Consider the following 22329-nt stretch of genomic DNA (forward strand, 5'->3'; position numbering starts at 1 on the left):
AATTATATTAATAATTATGATAATTATAACAATTTATAATATTTTGTATTAGTTCATAATAATTTATATAATGCATATTAATTTATAATAGCTTATATCGATTTATATTAGTCTATATTAGTCTATATTAGTCTATATTAGTCTATATTAGTTTATATTAGTTTATATTAGTTTATATTGATCTATATTAATTTATATTTAATTTATAATATCTTATATTAAATTATATTAAATTATATTAATTTTTTTACCATATAAGGACCTTCTAACTCATATCCAAACTTACGATAATAATTTCTAGCTCCTATTCCACTAATTATTACCATTTTATCTTTACTATTTTCAATAGCTATTTGTTCAGCTTTTTTAAGGAGTTTTTCTCCAAAACCTGTGTGCTGACCAATATTTTTTCCTTTTGATCCTATTTCTAGCATATTTCCATAAACATGAAGTTCTCTAACTATTGCTGTTGATTTTGTAATTTCTTTTCTATGAGCTTTCTCTGAGGGGAATCTTAATCTTAAAAAGCCAGCTATGGTTTCTTCTGTATCCTCTTCAAAAGATAAGAAAATTTCTTTACCTTCAGTAGCTTCATATTCCTCTTTAAATAGTTTAAAATCATTATAATTTAATTTTAAGTCTTTTTTTGATTTATTTATTTTATGACCTATCTCTCTGCACCTTATACATTTACAGTTTACTTTTTCTTCCTCAAGTTTATTATAAACAAGTTCTCCAAGGTTTGATTTTTTCACTCCTGCTTCTATTAGTTTAGCTGGAATATCTCTTTGGATTCGCATTGTTCTTACCCATTTTGGAAGAATTTTCTTAATTTTAACAATTAAATTTACAGCTTCTTCATCTGTATAGGGGGTATATTCTCCTTTTTTCCATAAATCATATAATTTACTTCCTTTTGTTACAAGACAAGGGTAAATTTTTAACATATCTGGTTTAAAGTTTGGATTTTTGAATAATTTTTTAAACATTTCATAATCTTCATCAGGAGTTTGGAGTAATCCTGGCATAAGATGCATAGCTACTTTAATTCCAGAATCTCTAAGTATCTGATTTGCATTTATAACATCTTGTATTGTATGGCCTCTTTCCATTTTTTCATATATGTCATCATATAAGGTTTGAACTCCAAGTTCTACTCTTGTAACTCCCATTTTAAGCATTCTATTTACATCTTCTATCTTACAAAAATCTGGTCTTGTTTCAAATGTCATTCCTATGCAACGAACTTTTGCATCTTCATTAGCTTTTTGAACATCTTCGAGTAGAACATAATCATATGGAGGATATGTTTTAACCTTTTTAAAACTATCTTCTTTAAAATCATCTTTTTTAGAACTATTCTTTTTAGAGTTACCTCCAAAATCATTCATTGCTTTTAAACATTGTGATATAAACCATTCTTGGTATGATGATTCTCTTGAAGGAAATGTTCCTCCCATTATTATTAGTTCTACCTTATCTATGGGGTGTCCTACTGTAGACAACTGTTTAAGTCGATTATATGTTTGATCATATGGATGAAATTTAAACATTCTAGCTCTAAGTGCTGCTGGTTCTTCTCCAGTATAGCTAGGAGGTGCAACATCACTTTCTGGACAATAAAAACATCTTCCATGTGGACATTCATGAGGATGGCACATAACTGCAACAATAGCTACTCCAGATATAGTTCTTGTAGGCTTCTTTCTAAGAACATTTGATACTATTTCCCTTTCTTCATCTGTTGTACATTCTAAAATTTCAGTATTACTCATGAACTTAGGTAGATCATAATCTCTACAAACTTTTCTTTTAGCTATTTCTAAATCACGCCTTGTAACTATTTTTCCATTTATAATTTCATTAATTATAATTTGACATGCTTTTTCCATAGCTATTCTCCATTATTTCCCATTTTAATTAGCTTTATTTTTTATGTAAAAATTTATATCAATTATTATGCATTGAATTTTTCATATGTCTAATAGTTTTTATTATGTTTTTATTATTATTAAAATCTGTTTCTTAAATATTTTTAAAATTTTTATTTGATTTTTTGTTTGATTTTTTAGTTTTAATAACTTTTTTAGATATTTTTTTAGATAATATAGATAATTATATATATTTTTTAATACAATATTTATTATAATTATTATATAAAAAAGGTATTATTACAAAAAAGAGATTATTATAAAATAATATTATAAAATATTATAAAGATATTCAAATATATTGCAAAGATAGTATTATTAACCCAAAAATATTGATATTAAGAAATTATTGATGATATTGATATTATAATCTATCAATTTAATAATTGATTTTTTAGTAATTCTTTAATATCTTTTTAGTAAGTTAGTAACTTTTAGTATTTTTTATTATTTCGGAGGGATTAAATGAGAATTAAAGACTTATTAGGAATGCAAGTACTGGATATTGATGCAATGGACATTGGAAAAGTTACTGATGTTGATTTTAATGAAACAAGCGGTCAAATAAATAAGATAGCTGTTTCTTTAAAGAAAAACATTTTGTCTCATGATGAAGTTTTAGTTCATTTTGACAACATTAAAAGTATTGGGGATTATGTTTTATTGAAAATAAATATTGAGAATAAATAATTCTTAAAATAAAATCATTTAAAATAGAAAATTAGAATTATGATTATTATATGGTTAAATCTTATTATCTAGTTAGATCTTATTATTTAGCTAAATTTTATTATTTAACTAAGTTTTTATCTAGTTAATTGTTATTTAGTTAAGTTTTTATTTATTTAAGCTTTATTACTTATTTAAAGCTTATTATTTAATTAAAACCTTAATATTTAACTGATTTTTATTTTATATTATTTTATATTAATTTATATTAACTTACATTAATTATATTAATTACATATCTATCTTATTACATAACTTAAATTATTTTAGATTATCTTATATTAGATTATATTAACCTATATTAATTTTAATAATACGACTAATTTATGATTAATTTGACTTTTAGTTGGGATTTTATGAACATTAAAGATGCAAGAGGAAAAACTATCGAAATTGGTTTTTATATTCGTTATACTGGAACTGGAACCATTGGTAAAGTTGTAGATTTAAAAACTGATGAAGAAGACATTGGTTGGGCTAAAATGGAAGAACCAAATCTATGGTATTCTGAAGATGTAATTGAAATTGTTGATGAAGATAACATTAAAGATAAAGATTTCAAAGATAAAAAATTTAATGTTGATGAGCTTAAAGAAAGAAATCGTGATTTTGAAGAACCTTCATTAACTTCTGGTGGTGCTGAAGGGGGAGGTTAATTTATTATTATTTAACCTTTTAATTTATTATTTTTTAATTAATTATATTTAATTAATTAATTTTATTTTCTCATTTAGTTACATTTCTCATTTATTTATATTCTCAGTTACTTATATTTGAATTGATTTAAATTTAATTTAGTTATACTTCTTACTTGTATTTCTTATCTACTTATATTTTCATTGATTTATATTTCTTATTTGATGGTTTAATTTATAATATTTTATATTTATATGGTGAAATAATGGAAAATAAAATACTTATAGGAATAATAGCATTTATTCTTGGGATTATAGTAATTGCATTTCCTCTTCTTAGTGTTGGATTTCTTGTAGTTGCTTCTGGTTTGTCGGTCTGTATTTTAGCTATTTATTGGATAATTAGGGGTATTCAACATTGGAATGAAAATAAAGCAACCTGTGTTTTGTATGTTTTAGTTGGATTATTTGCATTCTTTTTTGGACTTGTTTTAACAGGTAATTTCCCACTATTCTTATTTACTTCTAGCTTCTTATTGTATATAATTGGGTTTCTAATGATAATATTTGGTATAGCTGGAATAATTAATAATGAAAAGAATATGTCAAAAATATCTTCATTATTGTTCTTTATATTTGGTATTGTTCTTTTAATTTTTGCTAATTTAATATTTGAAAATCCATTATACTTAGCACTCATCATTGGAATAGCTTTGATGATTGAAGGAATTTCTTTAATTTTAGAATCAAAAGATAAAAAGATTGGTTCTGAAGAAAAATAAAAAGATTAGTTCTTAAATTTTTATTTTTTAGACGTTATTTTAATTTGTTTTTTAAATTAAATTTTATTTTATTTTTTAAATTATTTTTTAATCATTTTTAATCTATATTTTTAGCTATTTTTTAACTATATCTTTTTAATTATTTTTTTTATTTATGTTGATTGTTTTTTGATTGTTTTTTTATTTTTTATCTAATTTTTAATCATTTTTAATCCATTTTTTAATTCATATCTTTTGATCTTCTGAATTTTATTATTTAAAAATTTCTCTTTTTTCCTTGTTTCATTTTATACATTTCTCATGGAAACATTTATTAAGAGCATTAAATATAAATATACATATTATTTGTGTTATTAGAGGGGATTAATATATAACTATATTGTATATATATTGATTATATTAATGAAGGTGTTTATATGGAAAATAAAAGTGTTGTAGGAATAGTGGCAATTATTCTTGGTCTTATAATTATGATTTTCCCATTTGTGAGTCAGTTTGTTTTATCTATTATAGCTGGAATTGGGATTTTAATTTTAGGTATTTATTATATCATTCTTGGATCAAACTTATGGTCAATAAGTAAAGGAAGTTCTATTGCTCATGTAATATTGGGTATTTTTGGTATTATTGTAGGGATAATTCTTTTAGGAAATATATTGATATTTGACCTTTTAGTGGGATTATACTTATATATAGTTGGTTTTATGTTATTATTATCTGGTATTGTAGGTTTATTCACCAGAAGCATAATGATGACAAAAGCATCTGCAGCTTTAATGGCTTTATTAGGTATTATCACTATAATCCTTGGATATTTCGCATTACTAAGCCCAATCTATGTATCTATAATTTTAGGTATTAGCTTACTTATCGATGGAATTGCTATTGCTATGGGAAATTTTGATCAAGTAGATGATGTTGATCAACTGGACGATTAAAATTTCTGTTATTTAATTATTTATTATTCATTATTTATTGTTTTGATTGTAAATTTTTTATTCAAATATTTTTCCTCTCTTTTTATTTTTTTATATATAATTCTTAACTTTTAATTTTTAGTTTTGTATTGATTTTTTAAGAGAGATAATAAAATTTATTTATTTTTCTTATTTTTTGACTTTTTTATAAACTTTTAAATTTCAAACTTTATTAGCTATCAAAAATTTTAAATATTAATAAAAACATATTTATATTGTTAATATTAACAATCCTAAGTTAAGATAATTGTTGATATTAATTATTTAATGATAAATTTAGACTGATATAATTAGATGTATATTATTGATTATTAATCCATAATATAATCATAAAAAATCATAATTTAACAAATTATTATTAGATAATTTAAAAGATCATTCAATTAATAAAGAATTTCTTAATAAAAAATTATCCTATAATAAATAATAGGGTATTTTAATTATATTTAGTAATTCTAATCATATTTATATCTTATTTAATATAATACATTCGGAGGATTAAAAATGTTAAAAGTAGAAGTATTCACATCTCCAAGTTGTCCTTATTGTCCAATGGCTGAACAAGTTGTAGAAGAAGCAAAAAATGAAATTGGGGACGAAATGGAAGTAGAGGTTATTAATATAATGACTGATAGACAAAGAGCTGTTGATTATGGGATAATGGCAGTTCCAGCTATAGCTATTAATGGTGTTGTTGAATTTGTAGGAGCACCAAGTAAAAATGAATTAATGGCTAAATTAAAACAATAATTTAAGACAATTATTCAATTATTTAATTTATATTAATTTATTTATTCTTATAATTCTTTTTTATTTTTATTCTTATAATTTTTATTGATTATATTAACTTCTCTAAGTTAATCTTATTTTTTTAACTATGTCGATTTTTTAATTTTATTTTTCTGAGTTTTTATTGGTATGTTATTTTTATATTTTTAGATCTTTTTATAATATTTTTTATTAATATTTTTAAATAATATTTTTAAATATTTTTTCTGCTTTTATATTGTATCCTCATATATTTTTCAATTATTTTAAATATCATTATTGATAAAGATATTGTTGAATATATGGATTAATATTATGAATATATGACTTGATATTTTGATTAATATATGAATTGGTTGTAGATACTTAATTTTTATTAAAATAATTTAATGTAGCTGTTTTTATGAATAACTATGAAAAAGAAAATCAATTTGATAAAAATGATTATACTCACTCTAATGTTGATTATGGATTAACTACTGGAAGTATAGCTACAGCTACTTCACTTGCAGCTATTAAAAAGATTATTAATTCTAATGAGGAATTTAATATTGTTAAAATTATAACTCCTTTTGAGGAACTTGATGTTGATATTGAAAAATGTGAACTAATAAATGAAAATAAAGCAGAAACAATTGGAGTTAAATATCCTTATAATGATCCAGATGTTACTGTTAATTTAAAAATAATTTCTTCGGTTGAATTAATTGATAAAAAAGAGATTTATAAAAGAAATATTTATAAAAGTGATATTTATAAAAGAGATACTTATAAGAAGATCATGGATACTAATAATTTAGATATTGATGAGAAGATTGAGAATAAGGTTATTGTTGAAGGTGGCTTTGGTGTCGGAACTATAACTAAACCAGGCCTTCAAATTCCAGTTGGTGAATCAGCAATAAATCCTGTTCCATTGGATATGATTCAAAAAAATTTAGCTGGTCTTGTTCCTGATGGAAAAATAGCTAAAGTTATAATTTCTGTTCCAGAAGGTGAAAAAATAGCTAAAAAAACAATGAATCCTAAACTAGGGATTATTGGAGGGATTTCTATTCTTGGAACTACTGGCATAGCTAGGGCAATGTCAACAAAAGCTTATAAAGATTCTCTTCTTTGTCAACTCGATATGGCTATAGCTTTAATAGATGAAGGAAAGTATAAAAAAGATGAAATTGTTTTTGTTCCAGGTAATATTGGGGAAAAATTAGCCCTTAGAGATTTAAATCTTAAAGATAATAAAAAGGTTAAGAAAGATCAAATTGTTCAAACAGGGAATTATATTGGTTTTATGCTTGAAGAAGCTAAAAAAAGAGAAATTGATAAAATCACCCTGTTTGGTCATATTGGAAAGCTTGTTAAGGTAGCTGGAGGTATTTTCAATACTAAACATAGTATTGCTGATGGAAGAAGAGAAATAATAGCTACTCATGCAGGATTGTGTGGTGCAGATACAGAAACCATTAAATCAATTTTTGATTCAAAAACTACCGAAGGAATGATTGATATTCTTAAAGATAAGAATATTAATAAAAAGGTACTAAATAGCATTAGCTTAGCTATTAAAGAAAGATGTTTAGAAAGAGCTGATATGGATGTTAATGTGATTTTAGTTGATATGGAAGGAAATCAGCTAAATTCAAAAATATAAATATTAAATTCTAATTTAGATTATTAAATTCTAATTTTTTAGATATTTTCTAAATTAAATATAAAAAATATTATAATAATTAATATAATCTATTATAATATAATATTAGAATTTTTTATAAAAATTATCCTATAAAAATTATCATATATCTAAAAATATTAAGTATATTATTAGTTTATACATCTAATTGATATAATTATAATTAAATTAGATATAATTATAATAAATCAATATGAATATAATTTATATACTTAAATTATTACTTTTCAAAACCTAGGAAAAAAATTATTATTTATAATAATGAAATTATAAAAATGAATTGTTTGTAGAGGATAAAAAATGAAAATAGCTATGGTCGGTCAATTTCCACCTCATATTGGAGGTGTTGGAGTACATATTAATAGTTTATCTAAAGAACTTCTTAAAAATGGAGAAGAAGTATTTGTGATTACTTATCCTCATAAAGATATTAAAAATGAAGTTAATAAAGATTATATGGATAATAATGGAATTAAAGTTATAGGAACTAGAGGAATTAATATTCCTGGTCTTAGAAGCTTGTTTTATGTTCTTTTTGGAACCATAAATCTGATTCGTATTGTTCGAAAATATAATATTGATATTATTCATGGACATTATCTTTATCCTGCAGGGTTAATAGCTGTTTTAGGAGGAATGTTCACTAAAAAGAAAGTTTATGTAACTTCTCATGGTTCTGATATGTTTTGTTTATATCCTCAGCATAAATTTATGAGACCTATCATTCGATTTGTCTTAAAAAGAGCAGACGTAGTATTGGCAGTTAGTGAATCATTAAAAGAGGAAATTTTAAAAACTAATATTCCAAATATAGAAAGAAAAGTTAGATTAAACTGGAATACTGTTGATATTAATGAGTTTAAAATAGCTAATAATGATTCAGATCATCACTCAAAGAATAATTCAAATTATAATTTTAAAAATGAGCTTAATATTCCTAAAGACAAGCCTATTATTCTTTTTGTAGGTAATATTATTAAAAGAAAGAATGTAGCTACTATAATAGATGCAAAAAAACAACTAAAATCTGGTTGTGTTTTGGTTGTTGTTGGTGATGGTCCTCTTTTAAACAGCTTGAAAGAAAAAGTTAAGGTAGAAAATGTTGAAGATGTTATCTTTACTGGTGCTAGAAATGATATAGCTAACGTAATTCAAAGTTCAGATCTTTTAATTCTTCCTTCTTATTCAGAAAGTTTTGGCTTAGTTTTAATTGAAGCTTTAGCTTGTGGAAAACCTGTTATAGGTAGTAATGTTGGTGGAATAAAGGAAATTATAACTGATGACGTTGGTTTACTTGTTGAGCCTACTGATTCTAAAGGATTAGCTAATTCAATTGATTTAATTCTGTCTGACAAAAAATTAAGAGAAAAATTTCAATCTAATGCTCGAGATAGGGCAATGGATTTTTCAGAAGTTGATATTCCTTATTATTAATATTTTTCAAATAAGAAATAATTTGAGAATAATAATAATAATAATAATAATAATAATTTTGAGAATAATATATACGATAAGAATAAAATTAGAACAAGTATAAATATATTGGGTAATAAATATAAATAAAATAGTATTAATAAATAAAATAATACTTATAAAAAATAGCATTAATATTTAAAGTGATATTGTTTAAAGTAATATTTATAAATATAATAGTATTAATAAATAAAATAATACTTATAAAATATATTTTAGATAATATAAAAAACTATTGCTAAAATTATTTATTGGGATTAGTATTAAGGTTAATATTAAAATTATTATTAAAATCATTATTAAATTTATTATTAAAATTTTTATTAAAAAGTTTTTATAGGTTGATTAAATGTCAAAGGAAGAATTCACACATTTAACAGAAAAAGGAGTTCACATGGTTGAAGTCGGTGATAAAAATCATCAAAGACGGAAAGCAATAGCTACTGGGAAAATAAATCTTCAAGAAAAGACAATAGCTATGATTGAAAATGAAAAGATTAAAAAAGGAAATGTTTTAACAACTGCTCAAATAGCTGCTATACAAGGTGTTAAAAATACTTCTTCTATGATTCCTCTTTGTCATCCTTTAAATCTTACTGGAATAGAAGTAGATTTTGAAGTTAAAAGTACCGAGATCATATGTACTGTAAGTGTAAATTCTCTTGGTCAAACTGGTGTTGAAATGGAAGCTATTACTGGTGTTAGTTTAGGTCTTTTAACTATATGGGATATGGTTAAAGCTGTTGAAAAGGATTCAGATGGTCAATATCCTGATACTTCAATTACAGATATTTGTGTGATTAAAAAAGAAAAAATCTAATTTTTTAACAAATATTAGACTAAAAATTAATATTAATCTAGAGCTAAGATTATAATAAAAATTATATTCATTGATTGATTATTATGGAAAATTTACCTAAAGAAATTAAAGAAATCATAAAGGACTGTTATCCTTATATTAAAGAATTTAATCCAGCTCAAAAACATGTGATTGAATCAGGATATTTGGAAACTAAAGATAATTATGTGATAGCTATTCCAACCGCTAGTGGAAAAACAGTTCTTGGAGTCATGGCTACATTAAAATCTATATTAAATGGTGGAAAAGCTGTCTATGCAGCACCATTAATTTCAATACAAAATGAGAAAGTTAAAGAATTTAAAAAATTTGAAAATCATGGGATTAAAGTAGGAAAACACCCAAACTCTTCTGATTTATCTGTAATGGTTTTTGAATCTTTCGATGCATTAACCCGTTTTTCATGGGATACGCTTCGTGATGTGGATACATTAATTATTGATGAATTTCATATGATTGGAGAATATTCTAGAGGACCTACTCTTGAATGTGCTATTACAAGAGCTAAAATAATCAATCCAAACCTTAGAATTGTTGCTTTATCAGCTACATTACAGAATATGGAAGAAATTGAAGGGTGGTTAGATGCTAAAATAGTTGAGCATGATTATCGCCCAGTACCATTGAACAAGGAAGTTTTAAACACAGAAATGTTTAACACTAGTAATAAGAATGAAGTTGTTGTAAAAATTGTTGAAAAAGCAATTGAAGATAATTCTCAAGCTTTAAGTTTTGTTTCAACTAGATTATTTACAGAAAGTTTAGCAAATTTTGTTGCAGGTAAAATAAAAAGAAAAATCACTTCAGAACAGAAAAAAAGGTTTAAAAAAGTAGCTGAAGCTATTTTAGAGGTTCCTAAGAAAAAAGGATCAAGGCCAACTTCCACTTGTTTGAAATTAGCAGAATCTGCAGAAAATGGTGCTGTTTTTCATCATGCTGGTCTTTTCAATGAACAAAAAGAGATTATTGAAGAAGAATTTAGAGAGGGTAATCTTTTAATGATTGCAGCTACTCCTAGTTTAATGTATGGTGTTAATTTACCTTCAAGGTCTGTTATTATTAGGGATTATACTCGTTGGACTTCTCAAGGTCCTCAAGCTATTCCTGTTTTTGATTATGAACAGATGTCTGGAAGAGCTGGAAGACCTCAGTATGATGATGTGGGATTTTCTTACCTTATAGCTAAATCATTAGATGAAGCATATGATTTACAAGAAAGATATGTTTATGGTGAAGTTGAAACTACTAACTCTAAACTAATTGAAAATAAGGATGCAATTTATAAGCAAATTATAGCTCAAATTGCTTCAAATTTATCTAAAACTCCTGAAGAGATTCAAGATTTTTTTAAGATGACTTTTTATGGCTATCAAATGAGCAATAATCCTTCAATGGCTCTTTTTGCTGATGATTCATTAAAGTTTGAAATTGAATCTGCATTAGAGTTTTTACTTAAGAACGGAATTATACAGGCTACTCCAAGTGGATTAAGTGCAACTCCATTTGGTAATCTAATAGCTAAATCAAATTATTCCGTTGAAACAGCTGTTAAACTAAAAGAATATGCATTACAGGTTGAAAGTATTGATTTAAATCAGCTTATTTATCATCTTGCATCTACTCCAGATTTACCATTAATTTCATTTAAAAGTAGAAAAAGTAAAGAACCTGTAAGAGAAATGATGGCTAAAAAAGGTTTATTTGCTGTAAATATTGGTAATCCTGAAGCCACAACTGTTGCTTTAATTGAATGGATTGATGAGAGAAATGAGTATGAGATTGAAAATGCTTATAATGTTTACTCTGCATCTAGTAGAAGATCTGCTTATGAAGCTTCTTTACTTGTTAAATTCCTTAAAAATATTTTCGAAGCTATAGGAAAATATAATCACTCTAAAGATTTAGATTATATATCTGCAAGACTATATTATGGTGTAAAAGAAGATTTAATCACTCTTGTCCTTGGTGTTAAACGTCTTGGAAGAAAACGGGCCAGAGCATTGGTAGATACTTTTGGTGAAGATCTTAGACCTTATTCTCTAAAACAACTACAAAATGTAGAAGGTATAGGTCCAAAATTAGCTGAAAAAATAAAAATATTTTCAGAAACTTATGATATTTGATTAAATTAGGCTAATTAATATAATAGTAATATAATCCAATTTTATTTAATTTTGTAATACAATCTGGCTATGATTTATTTTTTAATTATTTTTAATTATTTTTAACTATTTTTATTTATTTTTATTTTTAGGTATTTTTTATCATTTTTTATCATTTTTTTTTTGTTTATTTAATTTTATTATAACCTATTTTTGTAATGAGTTTTTCAAGATTTAATCTTACTAATGATTATCAAATATTTATTATAATATATTATACATATTATAATAAAAGGATATGAAACAATGTTAAATGATAGAAAAGCACTTATTGAAAATCTTTTAAAATTTGGTTATATAAAAACAGAGAAAGTTAGAAAAGCTATGGAAACAGTTGACAGAGAAGAATTTATTCCTAATGAGTTGAAGCCTTATGCTTATTTAGATAGACCATTACCCTTAGAAGAAGGGCAAACAATTTCAGCACCACACATGGTTGCAGTTATTTGTGAAAAATTGGAACTTGAAGAAGGAATGAATGTTTTAGAAATTGGAACGGGATTTGGCTATAATGCTGCGGTTATTTCTGAAGCTATGAATAAAAAGGGACATGTATATAGTGTAGAACGTATAGAATCTCTTGCTAATACTGCACTTGAGAATCTTAAAAAAACTGGTTATGGGGAGACTGTTGATGTACTCATAGGTGATGGAACTTTAGGATATGATAAAGGAGCACCTTATGATAGAATTTATGGGACTGCAGGAAGTCCATATATTCCAGAATCTTTAAAAAAACAACTTAAAATTGGTGGAAGGCTAATAATTCCTGTTGGTGATAGATTAGGTTTTCAAGATCTTATCTGTATAGTTAAGGAATCTGAAAGTGAATTTAGAGAAAAATCTCTAGGAGAAGTTGTTTTTGTTCCAATGATTGGGAAACATGGCTGGTCTGAAAAATAATAATTTTTTTATGTATTTTAGACAAATAGTGCATATGTATAAATATATAGATGTACATATGTATATTCATATTCTTTATAATAATATATAAAAAAGGAGAATTTTTCATGACAACTGAAGCCACTACTACTATAAAAATGCCTAAAGAAACTTTAATAAAAATAAAATCTTTAGCAGTCAAAAAAGGAACTAGTCAGAAAAATATAATAAACGAACTTTTAAATGAAGCTTTAAGCAGAAGGTTTGATAAGTCTACTGAAAAAATAAAAGCCAGAGTAATAAATAGTGAAATGCCGGGTTATGATCCAGACAACAAAGTTAATATAGATGACCTTATAGGGATAGCTAAAGTAGATAATGCAGAGGATATAGATGTAAATGAAACAATAGACAGGATACACTATAAAAAAGAGTTGTACTAATGATATTCATAGAAACAAGCTATTTAATAAACTTGAATGTTCCAAAGCTACAAAACCACCAGAGAGCCAAAGAAATATGGGTAGAAATAAAAGACAAAGAAAAGATAATTAGTAAAATGATAGTATATGAAACAATTACTGTGCTTAGAAAATTAAAACAAGATACTAAAACTGTTAATAAGGTTTATAAATTATTAGTTGATGGAGAAATAAAAGTATTGGAAGATGTAATATATTATGAACAAGCATTAGATTATACCTTAAATCATAATAAAATAGGCTTCTTTGATAATTTAAGCTATATAGTTATGCAAAACAATGATATAAAAGAAATAGTTAGTTTTGATGAAGACTTTGATATATTCACAGCCATAGAAAGAATAGGCCAAAAACCATAATCTAAAATCTACATCATAAAAATTTTGGATTTTAATTAAATTTACTCTATCCTCTATAAAATCGATTAAATATCCTTAAATACCAAAAAATCCAAGTCCTGTACCATAATCTAAAACATTATAATAACTCATATTTGATTTGTTCGCAGCTAATTCAATAGCATAGTCTTTTCCACCTAAACGATCGATTAAACTATTATTTAATGCTTGTTGACCAGTATAAGGTTTTCCTTCAGCTATTTTTTTAACATAATCTACAGTTAAGTTTCTATTTTTTGCTACAATGTTTATAAAAGAATTATATTGTTCATCAACCATAGTTTGAAGCATGTTTTTCTCATCAGTAGTTAAATTTCTATAGTCTGCTCCCATATCCTTATATTTTCCACCAGTAATAGAATAAATATCTACACCTTGTTTTTTATAATATTCAGATAGGTCACTCAATGTTAAAATAACTCCTATGCTTCCAACCCATGAAGAAGGACTAGCAACAATCTCATCAGCTCCACTAGCTACCATATAAGCTGCTGAAGCACCAGTATCACTTATTCTAGCTACAACTGGTTTTTGCGAGCTGTTAACTTTTTCAAGCATCTCTTCACCAGCTACTGGACTCCCTCCTGGACTGTTTATATCAAGAACAATTGCCCCTATATTCGGGTCATTGTTAGCTTCATCCATCATTTGGCTAAATACATCAGGGTTAGCAATAGTTACATTCTCACTACTTGCACCATAACCAATTTCACCAACTACAGGTATAACAGCCACTGTACTAGGTCCAGTAACCATTGCAATTAATGGAATAAACATTAAAATAGCTATTACTATAGCTATTATACCAAATCCGCCTAATATTCCTAATGTGAAATATTTTGTCTTTTTTTCCATTTTATCACATATTTAATCTTTATAAATTTTTATAAATATTTAGATAATAATAGTATATTTATATAATAATCGTATTTTTATATAATAATATTATATTTATAGGATAATATTATAATTTGTCTATATAGCTATATTTCTTTAATTATATAAATTTTGTTGAAAAATAGCTTTTTTTATTAGTTTAAAGTTTCAATTTTTTTATCTTTCGCTGTTTTTCTAATTTTTTATATATTAATCATGTTTATATATTATTAAATATTAATTATAATTAAGCAGTAAATTATTAATTGGTAGATTATTAATTTGTAAAATATTAATTAATGAAGATTGATTGATCAATAAAAAATTAATTTCTAAAAATTTATTAATAAAAAATTAATTAATGAAACATTAATTTGTAAATTATTGATTAGTAAAATACTAATTTGTAAATTATTAATTTTAATAAAATTTAATAAATATTTAATAATATACTTAATCATTTGTATTCTGTCTTTTTTGGTGTTTTAATGAAAAAAATTGTTCGATCTCCAGGTTCAGCTACTATTGTAAATGCTATAGCTACTGGTTCAGGTTCTGCATTTGGTATTAATTTAGATATTGTAGCTGAAGTTAGATCTACAAGTTCTGGAATTAAATGCTCTCCTGATTTAGATATTGATACTAGTCTTATGGAACTCTGTGCAAAAAATGTCTTTAATCATTATCAAATCAACTTTGAAGATAATAAGGAAGATTTGAGGAGTGTTGAAGATGTTATTGGTATTGAAATTTCAACAAAATCTGATTTGCCTCCTGCATCAGGCCTTTCAAGTAGTAGTGCACTTTCAAATGCAGTTACTTTAGCTATTTCTGAACTAATTGTGGATGAATTTGATAAAAAACCAATGAATGATTTAGAAATTGTTAATCTGGCTATTGATTCTTCTTTAGAAGCAGGTGTTACAATTACTGGGGCATTTGATGATGCTACTGCTTCTTATTTTGGAGGAGTCACAGTTACAGACAACATAAATCGTGAAATTATAATAAAAGAAAAAATGGATAACCACAAACTATTAATATATATGCCAAACATAGATTCAATGACTGCAAATTCTGATGTTAAAAGGATGAAGCTTTTAGCTCCTTTAGTCGAAATGGCATTTGAAAAAGCCAGTCAAAAAGAATATTATACTGCTTTAAACTTAAATGGAATATTATATTCTAATGCTTTAGATTTTGATACTAAAATAGCTATTGATGCTTTAAGTGCAGGAGCTATTGCTTCTGGACTTTCAGGAACTGGTTCTGCTTATGTAGCTATTATAGATAACGAATCTAAAGATAATATTAAGGATATTTGGAATTCTTATACTGATTCTGGAAGAATTATTGAAACTGAGGTAGATAATCTTGGAACATCAATCATTGAATAAAGAAAGATTTAAGGATCTAGAAAATTCAAAAAAGATTCTTGAAGATTCCAGAAGAGAAATTGACCAGATTGATAGTGAATTGATAGATTTAATTCAAAAGAGAACTTCATTAGCTAAAGACATTGTCATGGCTAAAATAGCTTTAGATATGGATATTTATGATGAGTCAAGGGAAAAGCTTATCTATGAAAAAATAATAAAGATAGCTAATGATAAGGATTTAAATGAAAATACTAGAAATTCTATTATTGAAATTGTGAATATATTAACAAGTTTAAGTAAATCTGAACAAAAAAAGATTATTGATAAAAATTTATAGGAGGAAATATTATGGGAAATATTAGAACTTCATTTGTTAAAAGAACTTCAAAAGAACTTATTGAAATTCATCAAGGTGTTTTTACCACAGATTTCGATGAAAACAAAAAATTAGTAGCTGAAAAATCTACCGTAAGTACAAAACACTTAAGAAATAAAATAGCTGGATATGTTACTAGGTTAGTTAAACAACAACAAGCTGAAATGTAAGTTGTTTAGCTATTAGCATATTCTTTTAGTATATTCTTTTATTTTTTATTTATATTTTATATAAATTATATAATTATTTTTTATAAATTATACAACTATTTTTATCTAATATTATTTTATTTAATACTATTTTTAATAGACTTAATACTTTTTTTAATATTCTATTTTTCAGTCTTATTCTTATGATTATTTATTATTATAATAACCATTTTATATTAATTAATATTTTAGTTATTAAGTATTATTTAACCTATTAAGCAATATTTAGTCCATTAAATGATATTTAAATTATTGAATAATATTTATAAATATAATATTTTAAATAAATATAATAATATTTAAATATTTTGTTAATAATATTCATATTTAATAATAATTATATTAATTTAATCTAATTATAACAATAGGGGGAGTTTCTATTACAAATATTAACCTAATTTCATGGAATGTAAATGGGATTCGAGCAGTAGCTAGAAAAGGTTTTTTTGACTGGTTTTCTAATGCTAAACCAGATATTTTATGTCTTCAGGAAATTAAAGCTCATGTTGAACAGCTACCTCGTAAATTAAAACACATTGAAGGTTATCATAGCTATTTTAATCCAGCAGAAAGAAAAGGATACAGTGGTGTAGCTACATATTCTGCTTTAAAACCAAAAGAAACAGCTATAACCATGGGAATTGATAAATTTGACCATGAAGGAAGGTTTCAAAGATTTGACTTTGATGATTTTACATTATTAAATGTTTATTGGCCTAACGGTGGTATGGGGGAGGACCGCCTACAATACAAACTCGACTTTTATGACGCATTTCTAGACTACACCAACAATCTCCGAGACGCTGGAAACAATCTCGTGATATGTGGAGATTTAAACACTGCACATAAACCAATAGATATAGCCCGACCCAAAGAAAATGAGAAAGTTTCAGGATTTATGCCAATCGAAAGAGAATGGATAGACAAATTCTTAAGCTCAGGTTATGTAGATACATTCCGAATGTTCAACGACCAACCAGAACAATACACTTGGTGGTCTTATCGTACACGGGCAAGAGACCGTAATGTTGGATGGAGACTTGATTATTTCTTTGTAAATGAAGAGTTCCAGGATAATGTAGTTGATTCTTATATTTTATCTGATGTTATGGGTTCAGATCACTGTCCAATAGGTTTGAAGATAGAGATTTGAGTTTTATTATTCCTTTAATTATTAATAATAATAGTAATAATGATAAGGTTAGTAATATTAATAATATTTATAAATATCTGATGTTAATTCAATTAAAAAAGTAAAATTTTATTAATAAATAATACAAAGTTAAAAACAAAGAATATACTCAAATTATTTAAATAGGGATTATTAAAGTTGAAATTGTTTAAGTATAACTTTTTTTTTTAAATGAACTAATAATTGAGGTGATTTTATTTCCTATGTAAAACGAATCTTAAAAGATTTAAAAGCTAAAAATCATGATCAAGTGGAATTTATTGATGCAGCAACTGAAATTTTAGAATCTATAGTTCCTGTTCTTGATGAACATCCTGAATATGAGGAAAATAATGTTCTTGAGAGATTAGTTGAACCTGAAAGAGTAGTAATGTTTAGAGTTCCTTGGGTTGATGATAATGGAGAGATACAAGTAAACAGAGGCTTCAGAGTCCAATTTAATAGTGCAGTAGGTCCATATAAAGGTGGACTTCGTTTCCATCCTACTGTAAACTTGTCTATTCTTAAATTTCTAGGTTTTGAGCAAATTTTTAAAAATAGTCTCACAGGTATGTCAATTGGTGGAGCTAAAGGAGGAAGTGACTTTAATCCAAAGGGAAAGTCTGATGGAGAAGTTATGAGGTTCTGTCAGAATTTCATGAGTGAACTTTTTAGATTTATAGGTCCAGATACTGATATTCCAGCAGGAGATATGGGTGTTAGTGGAAGAGAGGTAGCTTATTTGTTTGGTCAATATAAAAAGTTATCTACTGTCCATGTAGCTGTATTAACTGGTGCACCAATGGAATTTGGAGGTTCTCTTGTACGGAAAGAAGCTACTGGTTATGGTCTTATTTACATCGTTGATGAAGCTTTAAGAGTTAGAAATGATTCTTTTAAAGATAAAAAAGTTGTTATTTCTGGTTCTGGGAATGTAGCTATTTATGCTGCAGAAAAAGCTGTAATGATGGGGGCAAAAGTAATAGCTATGTGTGATTCTTCTGGTTACATTCATGACGAAAATGGTTTATATATCCCTTTTATAAAAGAGATTAAAGAAGTTAATCGAGGCAGAATATCGGATTATCTAAATTATTTCAAAAAGGAAGATTTAACTGCTGAATACATTGAAAACAGTGTTATATGGAATGTTAAGTGCGACATAGCTTTGCCTTGTGCAACTCAAAATGAATTAAGTGAAGAATCGGCAAGGATTATAGTTTCCAACGGAACAAATTATGTAGCTGAAGGGGCAAATATGCCTTCAACATTGAAAGCTATAAAAGTATTTTTAAATAGTAATCTTGTTTATCTCCCAGGCAAAGCTGCAAATGCTGGTGGAGTTGCAACAAGTGCTTTAGAGATGGCTCAACGTAGTTCACGCTTATCTTGGACATTTGAAGAGGTTGACTCTAAACTAAAAAAGATAATGGTTAATATATATAAAAATATAGATGAAGCTTCTAAAAAATATGGTGCTGAAGGTAATTATGTAGTTGGTGCTAATATTGTAGGATTTATAAAAGTAGCTAATGCGATGCTTGCTCAAGGTGTGGTTTAATCTTTTGAGTTTATAATGTTTTAAAAAGGTTTATTTATTTTTCTATTTTTTTCTCTTTGTCTTTAGTGGGAGGGAGATAAATTTATCTTTCTCATGAAATTTTGTTAGTATTTCTAGTTATTGATAATTATTGAAGAAACAATTTATTAAATAATAGTTTGTATATTAATAATTACTTCATGATAGCTATTTTCAATATTTTTATTAGTCATTAGTTTTAGAATTTCTTCCTTCAATATTATTACATATAAAGACATAAATTTGATCTATATTGTTCCTCAGTAAAAATATTTTATTAGAAACTATTTTTAATTAGGTAGCTATTGTTCTTTTATTGGATATTTATCAATTTTATATAGCTAAGAAAAAGATGAAACAAAACTTATTTTATTAATGTTAAGGATATAGCTAAAAACATTGAAAAACAATTAAACAATTAAGATTTTTTATTTCTTAAAGGTTTTAATGAATAGAATTTTAAAACGAAACATTAGTATATATTTAGAAAGAAATAATGTATAAAAAAATAGTATAAAAAGAAATAGTATGAAATTAAGAAAATATTAGTTAAATACTCCTAATTAAAAGAATTAGAGAATAATTATGTTATAGTGGTACTGATTTTGGTAATTTGGTTATGCTTTTATGAAACAAGTTGGAATTCGAATAATAGCTGTTATTTTAGTAGTGATAAGTATATTCAAAGTTAGTTTTAGAAGAAACATGATTTAAAACACATATTTTAAAATTATGTATTTTTATGAGGACTTATGATTTTTTATTCTTTCCATTATTTTTTTTAATTAATATTTTTTGAAAAATCTCTTAGAAATTTATTATTATTTATAAATTTTAATATTATCCTATAATCTATTATTTATAATAATATTTGATTATTTTTGTAAAATTATGAATTTAAAAATAATGTAATTTATAATAAAAAGATTAAGATAATCTTTTATTATAACTTATTTTTTGTATTATTTTTGATGTAATTATTTTGATATTTAGTTTTTTTAGTAGTTGCTAATCCGATTTTATTATATGTAACTTTGTTTTTAATTAGTGATGTGTGTGTTCCTTTGTTAAAAATGCCATAGTAGTTTTTAAAAACTGTGTTGCTGTTTATATAGGAGTATTGGGGATTTTTGTATATTAATATACCATAACCAGTATTGTAAGATAATTTATTGTATTTTATGTTAGATTTATATCCATTATTGAAGATTCCGTATTTAAATTTAGTAACATTGTTTTTATAAATTATATTGTACTTGGAATTCTTTTTTATATAAATTCCATAATATTTTTTAATTCCACTAATTTTATTTTGAGTAATATTAGTTTTATGACTGCCTATATATATTCCTACTTTTTTAATATTTTTTAAAGAATTTCTTTCAATTTTAGAATAGTCACCTTTATTATAAATTCCATAATCACAATTAGAAATATTATTTTTCCATATAAATACTTTATTACCTAAATTATAGATACCATATTTACATTTGAAAATTTTGTTATTATTAATGTTTGGAATTAATTTTTTATTATAAATTCCATAATCACAATTAGAAATATTGTTACTAGAAAGGGAAGTACTACGACTACCTCCTGAATTGTAAATACCATATTTACAATCATTAATATTATTACCTCCAATCATACAATACTTTTTAGTGGAGTTAATAAATATTCCATACTCACTTTTGGATATGTTATTGTTTTGAACGTTTAATATAGATTCTGGACTAAAATAAATAGTTCCATATTTAGCACTATTTTGATAAAATACAGAATATAAAAGGGATAATTTTCCTCCATTAATTCCTATAGCTCCACCTTTTCCACCCTTCCATGGATTTCCAGTAGCAGAATTATTAGTAAATTTACATTTATTTATTTCTACATTGCCATTAAAACTTGAAATAGCTCCTCCAGTTTGGTCAACATAATTATTAGTGAAATTACATCCATAAATTTTTAAAATTCCAAATTCAACAGATATTGCACCACCAACTGCTAAAATAGGAGCATAATTGTTTATAAAATTAGAATTAGATATATTAACTCTGGCAATTTCTTTATTAAAATAATCATGGTCTAAATAAATTGCAGCTCCACCGAAAATTGCAGTATTATTTGTAAAATTACACATTTTTACAGTGACTGATGATCCAGGTCCTGCAAAAATTCCTGCACCTTTTTCAGCTGCATTATTTATAAAATTTGAATTAATCACTTTTAAAACACTATTTGAACCTTTTACAACGATACTGCCCTCAGATCCCCACCAATCGGTAAGTATACTCCCTTCTGCATATCCATTTGATTTAAAATTGCATTTGTCTATATTAACTATGCTATTATTAATGAATAATGCAGTTGTTCCATTAGTGAAAGTTATTCCATAGAAATTAACTGTAATGTTTGGGCTAATTTTGAAAAACCAATTATCTTTATCACCATTAATTATAGTATCCCCATATTGGCTATTTTTATAGTAATAACGTGCACCATAAATATCAACACTTTTATTTATAATAATCTTGTTATTTTTATTGCCATTATAGGTTCCATCTTTAACAATAATCTTATTAAGACCATTTATTGTATTAGTTTTATTTATAGCTTTTCCAATACTTGCATAAGGATTATCTGAGTCACCACTTCCACTATTATCATTCCCAGTAGTACCATTCACATAATAATCAGTTGCACTAACTCCAACTATAGCTATTGAAAAAAGAAATAAAAGAGCTATTAAACCTAATATTGTCGATAAAAGGCTTCTCTTTTTAATTTTAAAAAATATCATTTTATACCTCCTCTTAAAATATTTTTAAACAAATTGAGAAATTTGTTTAATTATTAATATTAATTATATTATTAATATATATTATAATATTACTTATTTATTATATATTATATATAATTTCTTATTTTTTAGCTAAAACTTTTATATTATATATTAGTAATATTTTAAAGG

20 protein-coding genes are annotated in these 22329 nt (G+C 25.0%); 17 read left to right on the forward strand and 3 right to left on the reverse strand.

Annotation, left to right across the window (positions count from 1 at the left end; all coding sequences use genetic code 11):
* Positions 1–233: 233 nt before the first annotated feature.
* Positions 234–1892, reverse strand: a complete 1659-nt coding sequence (locus MarbSA_RS09435; RefSeq protein WP_221061496.1) for a tRNA uridine(34) 5-carboxymethylaminomethyl modification radical SAM/GNAT enzyme Elp3 — start codon at positions 1890–1892, stop codon at positions 234–236.
* 504 nt (positions 1893–2396) lie between these two features.
* Here MarbSA_RS09435 and MarbSA_RS09440 point away from each other — a divergent pair.
* From MarbSA_RS09440 to MarbSA_RS09495, 12 genes are all read left to right on the forward strand, one after another.
* A complete protein-coding gene (locus MarbSA_RS09440) occupies positions 2397–2621 on the forward strand; it encodes a PRC-barrel domain-containing protein (protein ID WP_042703523.1) in 225 nt (74 codons plus the stop codon).
* Between the two features lie 395 nt (positions 2622–3016).
* Positions 3017–3316: a DUF2098 domain-containing protein gene (locus tag MarbSA_RS09445; protein WP_054835512.1), complete on the forward strand. Its 300-nt coding sequence runs from the start codon at positions 3017–3019 to the stop codon at positions 3314–3316.
* 245 nt (positions 3317–3561) lie between these two features.
* Positions 3562–4077, forward strand: a complete 516-nt coding sequence (locus tag MarbSA_RS09450; protein WP_221061497.1) for a DUF308 domain-containing protein — start codon at positions 3562–3564, stop codon at positions 4075–4077.
* Positions 4078–4493: 416 nt separating this feature from the next.
* A complete protein-coding gene (locus MarbSA_RS09455; protein WP_054835510.1) occupies positions 4494–5015 on the forward strand; it encodes a DUF308 domain-containing protein in 522 nt (173 codons plus the stop codon).
* Positions 5016–5558: 543 nt separating this feature from the next.
* Positions 5559–5804, forward strand: coding sequence for an MJ0307 family thioredoxin (locus MarbSA_RS09460; protein ID WP_042703529.1), 246 nt, complete (start codon positions 5559–5561; stop codon positions 5802–5804).
* 421 nt (positions 5805–6225) lie between these two features.
* Positions 6226–7473 carry a cobalt-precorrin-5B (C(1))-methyltransferase CbiD gene (gene cbiD / locus MarbSA_RS09465; RefSeq protein ID WP_221061498.1) on the forward strand — a complete coding sequence of 416 codons (1248 nt, stop codon included), beginning with the start codon at positions 6226–6228 and terminating at the stop codon, positions 7471–7473.
* 339 nt (positions 7474–7812) lie between these two features.
* The gene (locus MarbSA_RS09470) at positions 7813–8946 is read left to right on the forward strand and encodes a glycosyltransferase family 4 protein (RefSeq protein WP_221061499.1); all 1134 of its coding nucleotides are present in this window, start codon (positions 7813–7815) and stop codon (positions 8944–8946) included.
* Positions 8947–9334: 388 nt separating this feature from the next.
* Positions 9335–9805, forward strand: coding sequence for a cyclic pyranopterin monophosphate synthase MoaC (gene moaC, locus MarbSA_RS09475; protein ID WP_054835288.1), 471 nt, complete (start codon positions 9335–9337; stop codon positions 9803–9805).
* Positions 9806–9879: 74 nt separating this feature from the next.
* Complete coding sequence (locus MarbSA_RS09480) at positions 9880–11967, forward strand: DEAD/DEAH box helicase (RefSeq protein WP_082398032.1); 2088 nt, start codon at positions 9880–9882, stop codon at positions 11965–11967.
* Positions 11968–12252: 285 nt separating this feature from the next.
* Complete coding sequence (locus MarbSA_RS09485) at positions 12253–12909, forward strand: protein-L-isoaspartate(D-aspartate) O-methyltransferase (RefSeq protein WP_221061500.1); 657 nt, start codon at positions 12253–12255, stop codon at positions 12907–12909.
* Between the two features lie 107 nt (positions 12910–13016).
* Complete coding sequence (locus MarbSA_RS09490) at positions 13017–13331, forward strand: ribbon-helix-helix domain-containing protein (protein ID WP_054835289.1); 315 nt, start codon at positions 13017–13019, stop codon at positions 13329–13331.
* Positions 13331–13729: a PIN domain-containing protein gene (locus tag MarbSA_RS09495; protein ID WP_054835290.1), complete on the forward strand. Its 399-nt coding sequence runs from the start codon at positions 13331–13333 to the stop codon at positions 13727–13729. The genes MarbSA_RS09490 and MarbSA_RS09495 overlap by 1 nt, the downstream gene beginning before the upstream one ends.
* Positions 13730–13804: 75 nt before the next feature.
* Here MarbSA_RS09495 and sppA read toward each other — a convergent pair whose 3' ends face one another.
* The gene (gene sppA, locus MarbSA_RS09500; RefSeq protein ID WP_221061501.1) at positions 13805–14623 is read right to left on the reverse strand and encodes a signal peptide peptidase SppA; all 819 of its coding nucleotides are present in this window, start codon (positions 14621–14623) and stop codon (positions 13805–13807) included.
* 509 nt (positions 14624–15132) lie between these two features.
* Here sppA and MarbSA_RS09505 point away from each other — a divergent pair.
* From MarbSA_RS09505 to gdhA, 5 genes are all read left to right on the forward strand, one after another.
* Positions 15133–16041, forward strand: coding sequence for a shikimate kinase (locus tag MarbSA_RS09505; protein ID WP_221061502.1), 909 nt, complete (start codon positions 15133–15135; stop codon positions 16039–16041).
* The gene (locus tag MarbSA_RS09510; RefSeq protein WP_052332177.1) at positions 16019–16360 is read left to right on the forward strand and encodes a chorismate mutase; all 342 of its coding nucleotides are present in this window, start codon (positions 16019–16021) and stop codon (positions 16358–16360) included. Before MarbSA_RS09505 ends, MarbSA_RS09510 begins: the two co-directional genes overlap by 23 nt.
* Before the next feature lie 11 nt (positions 16361–16371).
* Positions 16372–16569: a 30S ribosomal protein S17e gene (locus tag MarbSA_RS09515; protein ID WP_054835826.1), complete on the forward strand. Its 198-nt coding sequence runs from the start codon at positions 16372–16374 to the stop codon at positions 16567–16569.
* 418 nt (positions 16570–16987) lie between these two features.
* On the forward strand, positions 16988–17761 hold the full coding sequence (gene xth / locus MarbSA_RS09520) for an exodeoxyribonuclease III (RefSeq protein ID WP_221062091.1): 774 nt from the start codon (positions 16988–16990) through the stop codon (positions 17759–17761).
* 235 nt (positions 17762–17996) lie between these two features.
* Complete coding sequence (gdhA, locus tag MarbSA_RS09525) at positions 17997–19340, forward strand: NADP-specific glutamate dehydrogenase (RefSeq protein ID WP_221062092.1); 1344 nt, start codon at positions 17997–17999, stop codon at positions 19338–19340.
* Positions 19341–20301: 961 nt separating this feature from the next.
* On the opposite strand, the gene MarbSA_RS09530 is transcribed toward gdhA, so the two are convergent.
* Positions 20302–22158, reverse strand: a complete 1857-nt coding sequence (locus MarbSA_RS09530) for a right-handed parallel beta-helix repeat-containing protein (protein WP_221061503.1) — start codon at positions 22156–22158, stop codon at positions 20302–20304.
* Positions 22159–22329: the final 171 nt, after the last annotated feature.

Source organism: Methanobrevibacter arboriphilus, assembly GCF_019669925.1.
Taxonomy (GTDB): domain Archaea; phylum Methanobacteriota; class Methanobacteria; order Methanobacteriales; family Methanobacteriaceae; genus Methanobinarius; species Methanobinarius arboriphilus_A.